This is a genomic window from Sphingopyxis sp. Q841 (genome assembly GCF_052384365.1).
GTDB classification, from domain to species: Bacteria; Pseudomonadota; Alphaproteobacteria; order Sphingomonadales; family Sphingomonadaceae; genus Sphingopyxis; species Sphingopyxis terrae_A.
Genome location: NZ_JBQSUM010000005.1, coordinates 16919 through 32037 on the forward strand (window position 1 = coordinate 16919; position 15119 = coordinate 32037).

The window sequence follows — 15119 nt, forward strand, 5'->3', positions numbered from 1 at the left end:
TATTGCGAATGAGAGTCAATAGAAGGAATGGCAAAGGGGATATAGGATGGAAGACAGCTCGGCACTTTTGCCGGCACTGCTGACTGCTGCGGGAACGAGTGCAGGCGTATGGCTGCTGCGCCGATCGTGGCAAAGCAAGGCGCCGCCGCGCGGCCTAGTCCTCGGCGGCTGGCTCCTGATCGCCGCTTCGCTTGTCTGGCCCGCGTGGGCGCTTGGTGCGGCGCGCGGGTTTTTTATTGCGCTGGTGCTCGTCTCGACGGTCGCACTCGCGATGGTCGGCTTGGGCTATAGCATTCGTCAGGCGAAGGTCCGCGCGGCGCGCGAAAGCCTTGCACCCGAACCGTCCGACCGCGCGACGACCAAGGGACGCGAGACGCTGCGCTGGCTGCTTGCGGGGCCGATCGGCATGGTCGCAGCAATGGGCGTCGGCATCGCCTGGGCCGCTCTCGCTCCCGGCGAACAGCAGACGCGCCTCGTCGTCGGCGGGCTGATCGTGCCCGTCGCCTGGGGCGCGTGCATGGCGTGGACGCTCGCCGACAACCGCATCCTCCGCGCGACCGCGGTGCTCGTCAGCGTCGCCGTCGTCAGCTTCTCCGCCGCCATATTGAAGGGCTTCGCATGACCCCCGCCCAGCAGCCCGCGCCAAAAAAGGCGAAGAAGGACCTGATGTCGCGTATCCCCGCGGGCTTCGTCCGCGCGGTGTTGCGCGGCCACAGCAGTCTCGGCCTCGCCTTTGCCGCGCTCATCTATCTCATCTGCCTGTCGGGCAGCCTCGCGGTCTTTGCGCACGAGTTCCAGCGCTGGGAAAGCGCGGATGCGCCCCAGGTGACCGCGGTGACGCCGAGCGTGGTGCAGACCGCTTTCGAGAGCGCGATCGCCCGCAGCGGCTCTGGCGTTGAGCATGTTTATATCACCCTGCCGTCGGCCGATTTTCCGCGCCTGCTCCTGTACGTTGACGCTGCGGAAGACCAACAGTTTCTCGCCGACGCGGGCGGCCAGATCGTCGAAGGCAGCGCCTTTGCGTGGACCGAATTCATCACCCGTCTCCACATCAACCTGCATTTGCCGCGCACCTGGGGCGGCTTTCTCGTCGGGCTGATCGGGGTCGCGCTCCTGTCGTCGCTGATCTCGGGCATCCTCGCGCACCCGCGCATCTTTCGCGACGCCTTCCACCTGCGGATCGGGGGATCCAAGCGGCTGCAGGAGGCCGATCTGCACAACCGGCTGGGCGTGTGGGCGCTGCCCTTTCACATCCTCATCTCGCTGAGCGGCGCCTTCCTCGGCCTGACGACGATCATCGTCGGGGTGCTCGGCATGGCAATGTTCAACGGTGACGTGAGCAAGGTCTATGCACTGTTCACCCCCGTCCCGCCGATCGACGACCCGCGCCCCGCGCCCGTGCTCGACCTCAAACCGATGTTCGCCAAACTGCCCGCGACCGGCGGCCGCGTCGAATATGTCTTCACCGAGCATCCGACCGAAATGGGGGGCGCGGCGCTGTTCAACGTTAGACATCCTAACCGGCTCGCGGGCACCGACGGCTATGCCTTCCGCCGCGACGCGACGCTGTACGACGCATCGCCGGCGGCCGAGAACAACCTCGGCGAGGACATCCTCGCCTCGATGGGCGTGCTGCATTTCGGCTGGTTAGGCGGCGGGCTGATCAAGATTGTCTATTTCGCGCTCGGCCTTGGCCTTACCTATCTCGCCGCGAGCGGGGCCAACATCTGGCTCGCCCGGCGCCGCGACAAGGGCCGTCCGGCGCCGGCGTGGGAGCGGCTGTGGAGCGCGACGGTCTGGGGGCAACCCGTCGCGATCGCGCTCGCCGCAATTACCAGTCTTGCTCTTGCTGACCCCACCTTCGCCATTGGTACGTGGATGGTCGGGTCGGTTCTCTTCTGGCTGGCGGCAATTTGGGTGCCAGCCAGGACCATCACGCTCGTCGGTCGCCGGTTTCTTGCGTGTGCTTTGGTTGCAACCGCGGTAACCCAGATGCTGACACGGGGCGGCGGCGATCCGATGGCTTGGCTGGTTAATGCGATGCTCGTCAGCGCCGGCATCGCGGCGCTGTTGCCGGACCTGCCGACGATCCGGACGCTCCTGCGCCCGACGTCAATGACCAGCATTTGATCCTCGCGTCCGCATAGAAGGCCCTTGTCCCAAGCACATTGGTCCAACGGCAGCTTCGATGGTCGCCGCTCCCGGAAGCCGACGAGCCGCTAGCGGTCATTCTACGGGGCACCGCCAAGCGTTCGCAAGGGGCAGAAATAATGTATTATTGAAGCGGACTAGCGTCATCAACCATCGTCAGATGGTCCGGATTGCCCCGGCTTGGGGCCGCCTCCAGTTGGTCTCTGGGCGAGTTGCGCCACGAGACCAGAGCCGAGGGACCGACATGATTTTGGCCATGGATCCTCCGCACCTGATGTGCGAGCAATGTCGCCGCTATCTGCGTGGCGCCTGACTGATGGTATCGATGCAGAATTTTCAGGATTCCGATTGCGCGAAGGTGGCCAAGATCGCGCCTAAGGTGCAAGGTCACATTTGGTCCGGAGTCCATCTGCCAACTACGCGCGACATGCCCAAAAGTTTCGGGTTTGTGATTGGAATCGAGCATGTGACGGATCTGTGGAGATGTCGTCCGGGCATCATGAGAAAGATGGATGATTGGGGAGCGCGACGCCTTGCCATCTTGCGAATGGCCTGTGCCGGTCAGCGCCGCAGGCGGGCGACGCTTTCGAGACTCGTCCGGTCGAGTGGCTCGGCAAACCACAGCCCGCCGCGCTGGCGCCGTGACCATCGCACCAGCGCCCGCCGCCGGTGCGTCTCGCCGGGAAGGAGAATTTCCACCTCGCTGCCGGGTTCGAGCCTTTCGCTGCAGCGATAGCCCGCACCATGCTGCGATATGTCGACCAGGTCGATTGCGACCGCGTCGCTGCGAAGGAGCAGGATCGCCTCGATTTCGACCGGGAGACGGAGGGCGCGATAGCCCGCCGAGCGCTGCTCGTCGGCGAGCTGCCTGAGCAGCGCCGCCGCGTCGATGGTCTCGTCGAAGGCGACACCGCACCGACCGCCCTCGGCCCATTTGATCGAGCCTCGCAGCGTGGTCGATTCCGAAAGCGCAATTTGGAGGCGCTCGCCGATGCGGAGCGGGACATCGGCGGCGAGCATCATGCCGGTGTCGGATATGTTGCGCACGCGCCAGAGACCCGCGTCACCGGCGCGCATGACGCGGGCCGTCCGGCAGACCGCGAGGTGGCGCTGCGAGGCACGACGATTGGGCTTCGCCGTCGCTCGCCCGGCCTCCGAGTGATCGCCCGTATCCGCAGTCTGCACGGGAAATGATGTGGACCGATGGGGATTTTCCACCTTCGCTCTCCTCTCTCGAGCGCGTGAGGCCCATCAGCGCGTCACGCGCGCCGGACGCGGGGGTCCGGCTTGGCGCCTTGCGGCGCTCCCACGCGCCGAAAGAGCAGATCGCGGTCCTTTGAAATTCAGCGCGCGCAGCGCGCGGCGCTTCGCAATCGGTTCGCCCGTTGCTGCCTGTGCGGGTCTTGGCGCTTCGCCGCTCGGCGCGCGGGAGAAAATGTCGGGGCGGTGCAGGGGGGACCAGCATGTCGCACCGCCCCTAGGATGCCAGGCGTTGTGGGGAACGCAGGGCATCCATAAGCTTTTCGGCCGCGGTAACGCGATCGACGGATGGAAAGGGCCAGCAAGGCTCGCCGCGCAAATAGGCGCGATCGGTCAGTGCGGCGCGAATGATGCGTGGGAGCGCAGAGTGCGAATGCACCGGCGGCGCGGGTCCGAAGCGAGGCGGCCCCCGCTGCGTCGTGCGCGCCGGCCCCGGGGCAGTTCGATTTTTGACGTCTGGGCGGCGTGCTTGGCGGGCAAGGCGCCTTCGGCCCACTTGCTGCTGCGCTGTAATTCGTCACGTCGGGCACTGCGAAATCTCCGTCCGCGAGGTGCCCCCCCGAGGACAAGGTGCGGGATTAGCGTTAATAAATGCTTAAAAGGCGCTTTGATGAGCGGGCATTTTCTCTACGGAAATAATGGGGATAACGCGCGCGGGCATGCGAAGCCAAGGCACCGTTGAATGCCAAAAAAGTCGCTTGGCGCTGCCGACGATCCGCTGACGATGGCGCGGCGGAACCATGCACCCCTTCATCGCACCGCTGAATCGAACGTCAGCTTCTCAGCGAGCATTTGCAATTTGGTCGGGCGTTTGCGTCTGCGATAAAGCGGCTGCCATGATGCTCTGAGCCGGTGGGCTATCGCTCCTTGATGACGAGCTCGCGGCCGGCAAAGCGGGCCGGGCGGATGCCCTCGAGGCGCTGCGTCTTGCGGCCGGCCTTGCCCATGAAACTGACTTCTAGGGTGACGGGTTCCAGTGACGCGAGCCCGAAATGGAGCGGTTGGGTGCCCTGCGAATTATAGCCATCGCCCGTCGATATCTGGCGCGTCGCAAGAATCTGGCCACTTCGATCATAAAGTCTGACCTCGGCGCCCATACGGGTGAAGTGTCCGGTCCGGTCAAGGACGCGCACCGCGAGGCTGCGGCGCGCGCGCGCTGCCCCCAGATCATTGTGAAAAAGGAAATGACCGCCGGTTGCAGTATAGCCCCGCGTCACCGAGAGATCGAGCGCGCCATCGGCATCATAATCGATCCACTGGACGCCGTGGTCCGCGACATTGAGCGCCGAGCCAGCGAGCAGGATATTGGCGAACCCCTTGCCGCCCAAATTGCGGTAAAGACGGTTCGCGGGCCGCTGCGCGCCCGAGGGACCGGTGTAGGCGGTGACGAAGAGATCGAGCCAGCCGTCATTGTCGAAATCGCCCCATGCCGCGCCAACCGCATGATCATCTTCGGCAAGGCCCATTTGCGGCGCCACATTTTCGAAACTGCCGTCACCCTTGTTGCGATAGAGGATGTTGACCCCATAGCTGGCCACGAAAAGGTCGAGTTCGCCGTCATTGTCATAATCACCGATGGCGCAGCCGACGCTGCCCTCGGTGCGGCTTCGGCCAGGGCGATCCATGCCAAGCATCGCGGCGACATCGGCGAAATGATCGCCGTCGTTGCGCCACAGCGCATCGGTTGCGCCGGCCTGGTTGGCGAGGAAGAGATCGAGGTCGCCATCGCGGTCGTAATCGAACCAGCAGGCACCGACGGTCGGCCGCGCGTCATCCCCGGCCTGGTCGGCGGCGACGCGTGTGAATCCGCCGGATTGCTGGCGATAGAGAGCGTTGGGACCCGAGCGGTTCGCGGCAAAGAGATCGAGGTCGCCGTCATTGTCGAAGTCGACCCAGCTCGACTGGCGCGCCGATCGCCCGGCCGCGACAGGCTCGCCGCCTTGCGCCACGAACCTGCGTCCGCCAGCATTGTGAAAAAGAAGATTGGCGGCGCCTGCGTCGGTCGCACCCGCATAGAGATCGGGCCATCCGTCCGCGTCATAATCGCCCCAGGCGAGGCCACGCATCTCGGCGCCCGAGACAGGAAGGCCCAGTGCTGCGCCGATGCTCGTGAAGCGGCCGCGCTCATTACGATAGAGGCGAATCTCGCCGCTCTTGAGCGAGACAGCAAGGTCAAGATCGCCGTCGCGGTCGAAGTCGGCCCAACTGTTCGAAAGCGAACCGGGCAGGCTGAACGCGGCAGTCTGTACCGCGGTGAAAGCCGGATCGGGCGTCCCGGCCGCCCCGCCACCGGCAATACCGGTCGCGAGGACGGTCCAGGACAGGATCCGTATCAGATTCTTGCGCATGATACGGACTCCCGTGGAGGATCAAGGTCAGAAATCGAGCGAGATCCGGCCGTAATAATAGCCGCCATATTGTCCGAACGGTCCGGCGCCATAAGGCGCGAGGCCGATCGTATTGGCGACGGTGGTCTTGTCGGGGTAGACGTCGAAGAGATTATAGGCGCCCGCCGCGAGCCTGAGCGCGTCGGTCGCACGGTAGCTCACCTCGAGATCGGTGACCCACTTGGCCCCGAAGCTCTGGTCGTTCGCCGGATTGTTATCGAGGCTCTTGAACTTGTCGTAGCGTGTTTCCTTGACGTTGATCCCGAATCGTCCGGCCTCCCAGTTGAGACCGAGGATGAGCTTAGTCTTGCCCGCCGATGTGAACCAACCCTGGGTACGGCGATCGAACAGAGTCAGGCCGAGGCCCGCCAGTTCGGGCGGATTCTCGGCGATGTGGGTGATGTCGGTGTCATTATAGTTGAACCCGAGGCTCGTACGCACACGGCTGCTTTCTCCCAGGTTGAACGCATAGGTCGCCACCACGTCGACACCGCGCGTGCGCGTGTCGACCGCGTTGGTGAAGAAGCGCACCGACTGGTCGCCCGAGAAGCCGTTGGTGACGAGGATGTTGCGCACGCCGGTGCCCGAGAGCAGGCCTGTGAGCGTGATCCGGTCCTCGAGATCGATCTGATAGGCATCGACCGAGATATTGAGCCCCGCCGCCGGGGTGAGGGTGAAGCCAAGGCTGTAGTTTTTCGACTTCTCCGGCTTGAGCGGCTCGGCGCCGAGCGCATTGGCGACCGGCGATCCCGTCTTGACGATCTTGGTCAGCACGGGAATGTAGACGCCCCCGACCAGGTTGATCGAGGTCGAGGTCTGTGCAAAGCCCTGCTGGGTCAGCGACGGCGCGCGGAAGCCGTTGCTGAACGCCCCGCGCAGCGCGAGCCAGTCGGTCACTTCGTAGCGCGCCGAGAGCTTGCCGCTGAACACGCTGCCCGAACTGTCATCATAATGCTCGAAGCGGCCGGCGCCGGTGATCAGGAAGCGTGGGCTCACGTCGAGCGCAAGATCGACATAGCCAGCCCAGATATTGCGATTGAGGTCGGCCGCATCTTCCGGCGTCACGACGATCGCGCCCTGCGCGCCGACCTGCGCGGGCGTTCCCGCGAGATTGCCGGTCGGGTAGAAATAGCCCCCGTTGCGGTAGCTGTCGACGTCGAGCGGCTTGGTGACATAGCTCTCATAGCGATATTCGGCGCCGAGCGAGACCTGAAGTGCGGCCTCGCCCCCGAGTTCGACCCGCCGGGTGAGGTCGAGATTGTTGGTCCACTGGTCGAACGCCGAGCTGAAGGTCTTGAACTCGGTCGGACTCGACGGGCCAAGCGACGCGTTGAGCGTGTTGTCGGCCCCGTTCTCGGCGTGGTTGCGGCCATAGGTGCTGCTGAGGTCGATGTTCCATCCTGCGGCTTCGCCCCGCAGGCCCCCGGTCAGCTGGAAGTCGGTTTCCTTCAGCGTGTAGAAGGGCGTGAAGCCATCGGGATAGATTTCGATGATATTCTGGTTGGTGGCGGGGCGCCGTCCCGCCTGACCGACACGCGCCTCGCGGTAGCCGAAGGTTCCGTCGGAATAGAGTTCGACATTGCCGAGCGGCACGACCAGCGTCTGCGCGACCTTGACGTCCTTCACCTCGGGAAGGCCGCCAAGATAGGTGCGGCGATTGACCGTGGCTTCGCGCGGATCGCGGACGCCGCCTGGCAGCAGCGCGTAGAAGTTGATATTGTCGGGGATCGCCGAATTGCGGATCGTCGGCTGCGCTTTCTTGCCCTCGATCGAGAGGGTGAAGGAACCCCCGTCGCCGATCGCGAAGCCGTGCGAGACGCTGGCCGAGATGGTCTCGCCGTCGCTGCCGCTGCCGTCGCGTCCGTAACGCTGACCCGCTTCGAGCGACGCCTTGCCGCCCGCATCATTGGTCTTGAGGATGACGTTGATGACGCCGGCGATCGCGTCCGAGCCATATTGCGCCGAGGCGCCGTCGCGCAGAACTTCGATGCGTTCGATCGCGCTTGACGGGATGAGGTCGAGATCGACCGGATTGCCGCCCTGCGAGGTCGCGCCCGAGTTGAAGTCGATGATCGAGCTGTTATGGCGGCGCTTACCGTTGACGAGCACGAGCACATGGACGCCCGACAGGCCGCGCAGGCCCGCCGGGCGGGTGAGGCTGTTGAACGACGAGCTGCCGACGGTGGTCGACTGGAACGAGGGTACGAGCTGCGTCAGCACGTCGCGCAGCTGCATGCCGCCGCCGAGCTTTTCGATATCCTCCCCGCCGATGACGTCGATCGGGGTCGGGCTCGAGAGGACACTGCGCGCCTGCCCGCGCGTGCCGGTGACGACGATTTCGCTCGCCGCGTCCGTATCGCCCGCGGCGTCGGCCGTTTCTTGCGCGTGCGCTGGCGACGCCATCGCTGCTGCCACACATGATGCCCCCATGAGCAGTCTCGTATAGTTTTTCATCATCTTGCTCCTAAAACGTTTTGAAACGTTCCCCTGTTGAACCCTGTCATTATGTCTTTGGTCCCGGCGCTATCCGGCGGCTCTGAGCCGCGGCCGCGAAACAATGTCCCGGGAAAGGGTGTCGAGCCCTTGCCGCAAATCGGCGATGAGGTCATCCACCGATTCAAGCCCGATGTGCAATCTTAGCAAGGGGCCGGGATAGCTGATCTTGTGCGTCCGGGCCTTGAGCTGCTGATCGACCGGAATCGCGAGACTCTCGTAGCCGCCCCAGCTGAAGCCCAGTCCGAAAAGCTCGAGGCTTTCCACCATCCGGGCGACCGCGGCGTCCGCGGCCGGTTCGAGAATCGCTCCGATGAGGCCGCAGATACCGGTAAAATCGCGCTTCCAGATCGCGTGGCCCGGATCGGAGGGAAGCGCGGGACACATGACCGACTGCACCTCGGGCTGCGTCTCGAGCCAGCGCGCCACCTCGAGCGCGGCGGCGCCGTGCTGTGCGAGGCGGGTGCGCAGCGTGCGCAGGCCGCGGATCGCCATATAGGCGTCGTCGGGCGACACCGCCCAGCCAGTCTCGTAGCTCGAGCTCGCAAGGAGGTCGGCGGCCTGGCCCTTGGCGGCGGCAAGTCCCATGAAGACGTCCGAGTGGCCGCACACATATTTGGTGAGCGACTGGATGCTGACATCGACCCCGTGATCGAGCGGCTTGAACAGCACACCCGCCGCCCAGGTATTGTCGATGACCGTTATCACCCCGGCTTCCTTTGCCATCGCGGCGATGGCGGGAACGTCCTGCATCTCGAAGCTCAGCGAGCCGGGGGATTCGAGGAAGATCACACGGGTTTTGGGCGTGATCATCGCACGGATCGCCTCGGCGTCGTCGGCGGGGTCGAAATAGCTGGCGGTGACGCCGTAGCGGGCGAGCGTGCCGGCGAGGAAGCGCCGGGTCGGATTATAGACCGTGTCGCAGGCGAGCACTTCGTCGCCCGCCGACAACAGGGCGAGCAGGGTGCCCGTGATCGCGGTCAGCCCCGAGGGATAGAGGAAGGCTTCGTCGGCGTTCTCGAGATCGCGCAGCGCGTCGCGCAGCGTGCGCTGGGTCGAGAGGCCGACGCGTCCATAAGTTACCTTGCCGCCGTCGTAGAGCGCTTCGCAAGTCGGCAAAAGCACGGTCGAGCCGCGCTGGATCGGCGGGCCGGGGGTCCGCTGAAGCGCGTCGCACGGCGTGTCGCCGTGGATGAGCCGGGTCTGCTCGTGGACCGTATTGCAAGGCGTCATTTATCTTGTCTTTCTCATATGGAGTGGGAGAGGGGGTTGTGCCGCTGCGGCGAAAGCCTGCCCCGGTGCGCCGCGACCAGGTCGCTGCGGCGGATGCCCGAAAGCGCCTTGGCGGCTTTGGTGACATGTTTTTCGATCGCGCTCGTCGAGATATTGTAGCGGCTCGCGAGACTCTTCAGGCTCGATCCCTCGACGCGGACCGCGACGAGAATTTCCTGCGTGCGTTCGGGCAGCTTGCTCAGCGTGGTTTCTACCGCCCGGATCTCGTCCCTTGCGAGCAGTATGCGCAGCGGTGAAAGCTCGTCCACCGGATGATCGGGTTCGTCGAGGGGGCAATGGCAATCCCGGCGACGGGAGGTGTGGCGGCGATGACGGTCTATCAGTGCGGCGTGAGCGGCCTGGAAGAGATAGCATTTGGGGTGAATGACCGCGGCGGCGTCGGCTCGCCGGACAATGCTGAGGAGAACATCCTGAAGGACATCATCGAGATCGGCGGCTGGAACGCGGCGGCCCAGGAATTTCCTGAGGAGCGGAAGGTGCGGCCAGAAGGCCTCGATCAGTTCCTTGCCCCCGTCGGATGCCTCGGGGACAGGCTTTTCTTCGGCGCGCGAACCGGTCGTCTCGATCCAATCGACCTCGGAGGCGATGTTTTCGGTCTCATACTCTGCCTCATAGGCGCTGAACGTCATGGTGCTTCCCCTTGTCGCGACATTTTATGACATGTAGCTCGGGGTAAATTCTTCACCGACTTTGGCGATGAAACGTCAAATCTTGGGATATTTGATCGGGTGATTGGAATTATGTCGATTAAATGATCGAAGCGCGGCATCATTCGCGTCGGTTCGAACGAATCGAACGCCTTAGGGGCGGTAGAGGCGCGCGATGGTGGTAGTTCGCCGCGAAACTTCCTCGCCGAAACCGGCTTTTGCCGATGGGGTGTTCGCGTCGCAGCGCGTCAAAGCCAAGGGGCCCTTCTGTCGAGGGGCGGGAGGAGGGATGACATGGCGAGAACCTGGCTCATTTTGTCGGCGTTGATCGTCGGGCTCGGCGCGGGTGTGGGCTGGACGCGGCTCGGGTTCGCCGGGCTCGCCGACGCCGTGTCGATCGCCGACAGTGTCGGCGGCATCTGGCTCGACGGCCTGCGCATGACGATCATTCCGCTCGTCGTCTCGCTCCTCATTACCGGCATTGCGAAGACGGTCGACAGCGCCCGCGGCGACCGCGTCGCGATGCGGTCGGTCATTCTTTTCATCGCGCTGCTTTGGATTTCCACCGCGATGGCGGCACTGCTCGTGCCGGCGCTGCTGGAGATGTTTCCAATGCCGGCCGAGGCGGCGCGTTCGCTCGCGACGAGTCTGTCGGCGACGGCGCATATCGACGCGCCGACGGTCGGGATCGGCGCTTTCCTGCGCTCGATCGTGCCGACCAACCCTGTTGCAGCCGCCGCAAATGACGCCTTGCTGCCGCTCATTCTATTCACCGCGCTGTTCGCCGTCGCGCTCGCGCGTCTCCCCGCAGCGCAACGCGAGCCTGTGACGGCCTTTTTCGATACGATTGCGAGCGCGGTACTGCTTATCGTCGGCTGGGTGCTCGTGCTGGCGCCGTTGGGCGTGCTCGCGCTCGCCTTCGGGGTCGGCGCGCGGGCGGGAACCTCGGCGATCGGGGCGCTCGCCCATTATGTCCTCATCGTATCAAGCGCGGGGTTTGCCGCCTGGGCACTTGCCTATCCGCTCGCCGTCTTTGGCGGCCGCGTGCGCTTGTTGGCTTTCGCCAGGGCGGTCGCGCCGGCCCAGGCGGTCGCATTGAGCACCCAGTCTTCGCTCGCCTCGCTGCCGCCGATGCTGAAGGCGGCAGCCGATCTCGGCGTCGACCGCTCGGTGTCGCGCGTGTCGCTGCCGGTCGCCGTCGCGATATTCCGGGTGACCAGTCCGGCGATGAACCTGGCGGTGGCCATTTATGTAGCGCATTGGCTCGGCCTGCCACTCGCCCCTGCCGCGATCGCGGCAGGGGCGGCGGTTGCCGCGATCACGACCATCGGCTCGGTGAGCTTGCCCGGACAGGTGAGCTACCTGACCTCGATTGCTCCGATTTGCGTTGCGATGGGCGTTCCGATCGAGCCGCTCGCGCTGCTTATCGCGGTCGAAATGGTTCCCGATCTCGTCCGCACGGTGGGCAATGTTACGATGGATGTCGCCGCGACGACCGCGATCGCGCGCCTCGGGCCGCAGGCGAAGGAGGGCGCAGCGCATGACGATCTGAGCCCGCCTCGGGCGGGCGATGGTCTCGCGCACCTTGCACCCTCGCGATCCGATACGGCAGACCAAGCAGGAGCCATGTCATGACCCGCGTTTCACTCGACGATGCCGATGTCCGGATATTGGGCTTCCTCCAAGAGGACGCGACGCTTTCGGTCGCTGCGGTCGCCGCCAAGGCCAATATGTCGCAAAACGCCTGCTGGCGGCGTATCAAGCGGCTCGAGGAGAGCGGCGTGATCGCGCGCCGGGTCACGATCCTCGACGCGAGCGCGCTCGGCCTCGACCTCACCGTCTTCGTCAGCCTGCGTGCGTCGGAGCATAGCGAAGCCTGGCTTGAGATGCTCAACTCGGCGATCCGCGATATCCCCGAAGTCGTCGAATTCTATCGCATGACCGGCGACGTCGACTATCTGCTCAAGCTCAGGGTCGAGAATATGGCCGCCTATGACGCGGTCTACCGGCGCATCATTCGTTCGATCCGTCTTACCGATGTGAGCTCGGCCTTCTCGATGGAAGAAATCAAGTGCACCACCGCGCTGCCGCTCTCGGCGCGCCCGTCCTGACCCTGGCGCGGACGCGGCGCCGCGACGGGCTCAGCGGGCGTAGCGTTCGCCGAGCTCGGTTGCCCGCGAGGTCAGCGGCTGTTCCTTGCCCCCGACGAAGATCGCGGTCGGCAGGGTGAGGGGCTCGAGCGGATCACCGTCCCATATCACCATGTCGGCGGCCTTGCCGGGCGCGATCGACCCCATCTCGTCGGCGACGCCGAAAATATGCGCCGGCGCAAGCGTGAGCGCTTCGATCCCGACGGCATAGGGAAGCCCGCGCGACACCGCGAGGCCCGCATTGTAGCGCATCTCGCGAACGCGGTGGCCTGCATCATTTCCGCCGATCGCAATTTCGACCCCTGCCGCCGCGAGGATCGCGGCGTTGCGCAGTGATGCGCCGAGCATGTCGAAGTTCGCCGGGATGTTCGATGTGGGATTGATCAGCACCGGCACGTTCGCCGCCGCAATCTCGTCGGCGACGCGCCAGGCTTCCTCGGCGCCCGAAAGAATGATCCGGAGCTTGTAATCGCGCGCAAGTTTGAGGACTTGCCGGATATCCGCGGCGCGGTGGACGACGACGATCAGCGGCATCGTGCCCGCGAGTACCGGCTTCAACGCCGCGACGTCGGCCTGCGAAAGCGCGAAGGGATAGTCTTCGCGCACGGGCTGGCGCGCGAGGTCGAATATCTGGCGCAGCTGGACGAATTCGGCGGCGCGCGAGCCGCCGATCCGCGCCGCGCCATCCTCGCCCAGCTCGAGCATCATGCCGATGCCGGCCTTGTGCAGCGTTGCCGCGCCTTCACCGAGCGAAATCAGTGCGGCCTTGCCCGCGAACGGCAGCTCGCGTTCCTTGTCGCTGTCGTCATAGTCGGGCATCACCACCGCATGGGTGATGCCGCCGAGACGCGCGATCGGGATCAGCGTCGAGTCGGGATTAAGCCCATATTGGACGTCGAACGAGGCGCTGATTCCCGAATTATGGGTCCGGTTGTCGATCGAGCCGCCGACCGAACTCACCTCGACGAGGCCGAGCGCCGTATTCACCGCGATCAGTCCCGGCGTAACGATCGCACCCCTGGCGTCGATCGTTCGCATGCCGGCCGGGATCGCAATGTCCGCGCCCACGGCCGCGATCCGCCCGTCGCGCACGACGACGCTGCCATTCGCGACCTCGCCGACGGGGCCGGGGGTGACGAGATGGGCGTTGGTTATCGCAAAATTCTGCGCTGCGGCCGGGGGAGCGACCGCAGCGAGGGTCAGGGTGAGTGCTGCGAAAACCGGGAGTCGTCTTTGCATGTCATTCCTCCCCGACCGGTTGGCCGATTTCAAAATCGCTGCGGTAACGCGTGGCGGGATCGCTCGCATCGAGAATGAGCGCGCCATCGATGAACACCTTCTCGGCGATGGCGTAGACGCTGAACGGATTTTTGCTCCACAGCACCACGTCGGCCATTTTTCCAGCTTCGAGCGACCCGGTACGGTCGGCGATACCCATGATCCTGGCCGGATTGATGGTGATCCATTTGATCGCCTCTTCCTGGGGGATGACAATGCCCGCGCGGCGTCCGGCGGCCATCGCGACCGCGGTCTCGACATTGAGGCGCTGGATCAGCCGCTGTTCGTCGGAGTGAATGGCGACGCACACGCCCGCCTTGCTCAGGATCGCCGCATTCTCCTCGATCGCGTCATAGGCTTCCATCTTGAAACCCCAGCGCGTCGCCCAGGTCGCGACGCAGACATCGTCGGCCACGAGCAGGTCGGCAATCTTATAGGCTTCGACAGCGTGATGGAATGCCCGGGTCTTGTAGCCGAATTCGTGACCGACATCGAGCATCACCGCCATCTCGTCGGCGCGGTAGCAATGGTTCTGGACGAGAATATCGCCCTTGAGCACGCCTGCGAGCGTCTCGAGGCCAAGGTCGCGCTTGGGGGGCTCGCCGCCTTCGCCGCGCGCGCGTTTCCTTTCATAGGCCTCGACCTTGCGGGCATATTCGGCGGCGTCGATCCAGGCACGGCGGAACCCCGCGACCTCGCCCATGCGAGTGGCGGGCGCGCGGCCGCGGCTGCCGTACCGGCCCTTGGGATTCTCGCCGCACGCCATCTTGAGCGTGTAGGGCGCGCCAGGAAATTTCATCTGCTGGACCGTAACGGCGGGCACATTCTTGACGCTGACGCCGCGCCCGCCGAACAGATTGGCCGAGCCGGGCAGGATAAGCAGGCTGGTGACGCCGCCGGCGCGCGCTTTGGTGAATACGGGATCCTGCGGCCAGATCGAATGTTCGGCCCAGACATGGGCGGTGTAGGGATCGATATTCTCATTGCCGTCGGCATGGCCCTGGACGCCGGGCGCTGGAAAGACGCCGAGGTGCGAATGGGCATCGATGATCCCCGGGGTCACCCATTTGCCGCGCCCGTCGATGACCCGCGCGTTCGACGGAATGGGGATGTCGGTCCCCACCGCCACGATCTTGCCGGCTGCCATCAGAACCGTGCCATCGTCGATCCGTGCCCCGGTGCCGGTGAAGATCGAGGCACCGACGATCGCGGTGTCGGGCGCGGGACGCGGCTGATAGGTGCTCGCGAAAGGTGCGGGTGGCGCAGCGTCTTCCGCGAGCGGCGGCGCGGCGGGCCGAGGCGGCGTCGCCGCGCCGGCCGCGCAACCGGCAAGCAATGCAAGCGCCGATCCGAGAAGCGTGAGGCGGACGGCGCGCGCGCCGCGGCGGGCAAGGCGCCTGGGGTGGGGGGGCATGGAGCAGGAAGGTCGTGTCACGCCTGGATCACCTTGTTCGAAACGA

The 15119-nt window shown here is 65.1% G+C and carries 11 protein-coding genes; 4 read left to right on the forward strand and 7 right to left on the reverse strand.

The window, feature by feature from the left end; all coding sequences use genetic code 11:
• Positions 1-46 precede the first annotated feature (46 nt).
• Both ACT17R_RS16725 and ACT17R_RS16730 read left to right on the forward strand, forming a co-directional pair.
• Positions 47-622 (forward strand): hypothetical protein, encoded by a 576-nt coding sequence (locus ACT17R_RS16725; RefSeq protein ID WP_217373212.1) that lies wholly within the window; start codon positions 47-49, stop codon positions 620-622.
• Positions 619-2130 carry a PepSY-associated TM helix domain-containing protein gene (locus ACT17R_RS16730; RefSeq protein WP_444809862.1) on the forward strand — a complete coding sequence of 504 codons (1512 nt, stop codon included), beginning with the start codon at positions 619-621 and terminating at the stop codon, positions 2128-2130. The genes ACT17R_RS16725 and ACT17R_RS16730 overlap by 4 nt, the downstream gene beginning before the upstream one ends.
• Before the next feature lie 582 nt (positions 2131-2712).
• On the opposite strand, the gene ACT17R_RS16735 is transcribed toward ACT17R_RS16730, so the two are convergent.
• From ACT17R_RS16735 to ACT17R_RS16755, 5 genes are all read right to left on the reverse strand, one after another.
• Entirely contained in the window at positions 2713-3336 is a 624-nt protein-coding gene (locus ACT17R_RS16735; RefSeq protein ID WP_444809863.1) for a PilZ domain-containing protein, read from the reverse strand.
• A gap of 932 nt (positions 3337-4268) precedes the next feature.
• Positions 4269-5759 (reverse strand): CRTAC1 family protein, encoded by a 1491-nt coding sequence (locus ACT17R_RS16740; protein ID WP_444809864.1) that lies wholly within the window; start codon positions 5757-5759, stop codon positions 4269-4271.
• A gap of 27 nt (positions 5760-5786) precedes the next feature.
• On the reverse strand, positions 5787-8201 hold the full coding sequence (locus tag ACT17R_RS16745) for a TonB-dependent receptor plug domain-containing protein (protein ID WP_444809865.1): 2415 nt from the start codon (positions 8199-8201) through the stop codon (positions 5787-5789).
• 120 nt (positions 8202-8321) lie between these two features.
• On the reverse strand, positions 8322-9524 hold the full coding sequence (gene metC / locus ACT17R_RS16750) for a cystathionine beta-lyase (protein WP_444809866.1): 1203 nt from the start codon (positions 9522-9524) through the stop codon (positions 8322-8324).
• Positions 9525-9538: 14 nt separating this feature from the next.
• Positions 9539-10213: an RNA polymerase sigma factor gene (locus ACT17R_RS16755; RefSeq protein ID WP_444809867.1), complete on the reverse strand. Its 675-nt coding sequence runs from the start codon at positions 10211-10213 to the stop codon at positions 9539-9541.
• Between the two features lie 312 nt (positions 10214-10525).
• On the opposite strand from ACT17R_RS16755, the gene ACT17R_RS16760 reads away from it, so the two are divergent.
• Together ACT17R_RS16760 and ACT17R_RS16765 are read left to right on the forward strand one after the other, a co-directional pair.
• On the forward strand, positions 10526-11866 hold the full coding sequence (locus tag ACT17R_RS16760; protein ID WP_444809868.1) for a dicarboxylate/amino acid:cation symporter: 1341 nt from the start codon (positions 10526-10528) through the stop codon (positions 11864-11866).
• On the forward strand, positions 11863-12342 hold the full coding sequence (locus tag ACT17R_RS16765) for an Lrp/AsnC family transcriptional regulator (protein ID WP_186401095.1): 480 nt from the start codon (positions 11863-11865) through the stop codon (positions 12340-12342). Before ACT17R_RS16760 ends, ACT17R_RS16765 begins: the two co-directional genes overlap by 4 nt.
• 30 nt (positions 12343-12372) lie before the next feature.
• On the opposite strand, the gene ACT17R_RS16770 is transcribed toward ACT17R_RS16765, so the two are convergent.
• Positions 12373-13620 carry an amidohydrolase family protein gene (locus ACT17R_RS16770; RefSeq protein ID WP_444809869.1) on the reverse strand — a complete coding sequence of 416 codons (1248 nt, stop codon included), beginning with the start codon at positions 13618-13620 and terminating at the stop codon, positions 12373-12375.
• 1 nt (position 13621) lies between these two features.
• Positions 13622-15073 carry an amidohydrolase gene (locus tag ACT17R_RS16775; RefSeq protein WP_444809870.1) on the reverse strand — a complete coding sequence of 484 codons (1452 nt, stop codon included), beginning with the start codon at positions 15071-15073 and terminating at the stop codon, positions 13622-13624.
• Between the last annotated feature and the right edge of the window lie 46 nt (positions 15074-15119).

Bases quoted from the DNA above. Each gene is read 5' to 3' on its own strand.
- ACT17R_RS16725 (WP_217373212.1), top strand. From the start codon at position 47: ATGGAAGACAGCTCGGCACTTTTGCCGGCACTGCTGACTGCTGCGGGA.
- ACT17R_RS16730 (WP_444809862.1), top strand. From the start codon at position 619: ATGACCCCCGCCCAGCAGCCCGCGCCAAAAAAGGCGAAGAAGGACCTG.
- ACT17R_RS16740 (WP_444809864.1), bottom strand. From the start codon at position 5,759: ATGCGCAAGAATCTGATACGGATCCTGTCCTGGACCGTCCTCGCGACC.
- ACT17R_RS16745 (WP_444809865.1), bottom strand. From the start codon at position 8,201: ATGGCGTCGCCAGCGCACGCGCAAGAAACGGCCGACGCCGCGGGCGAT.
- metC (WP_444809866.1), bottom strand. From the start codon at position 9,524: ATGACGCCTTGCAATACGGTCCACGAGCAGACCCGGCTCATCCACGGC.
- ACT17R_RS16755 (WP_444809867.1), bottom strand. From the start codon at position 10,213: ATGACGTTCAGCGCCTATGAGGCAGAGTATGAGACCGAAAACATCGCC.
- ACT17R_RS16760 (WP_444809868.1), top strand. From the start codon at position 10,526: ATGGCGAGAACCTGGCTCATTTTGTCGGCGTTGATCGTCGGGCTCGGC.
- ACT17R_RS16765 (WP_186401095.1), top strand. From the start codon at position 11,863: ATGACCCGCGTTTCACTCGACGATGCCGATGTCCGGATATTGGGCTTC.
- ACT17R_RS16770 (WP_444809869.1), bottom strand. From the start codon at position 13,620: ATGCAAAGACGACTCCCGGTTTTCGCAGCACTCACCCTGACCCTCGCT.
- ACT17R_RS16775 (WP_444809870.1), bottom strand. From the start codon at position 15,073: ATGCCCCCCCACCCCAGGCGCCTTGCCCGCCGCGGCGCGCGCGCCGTC.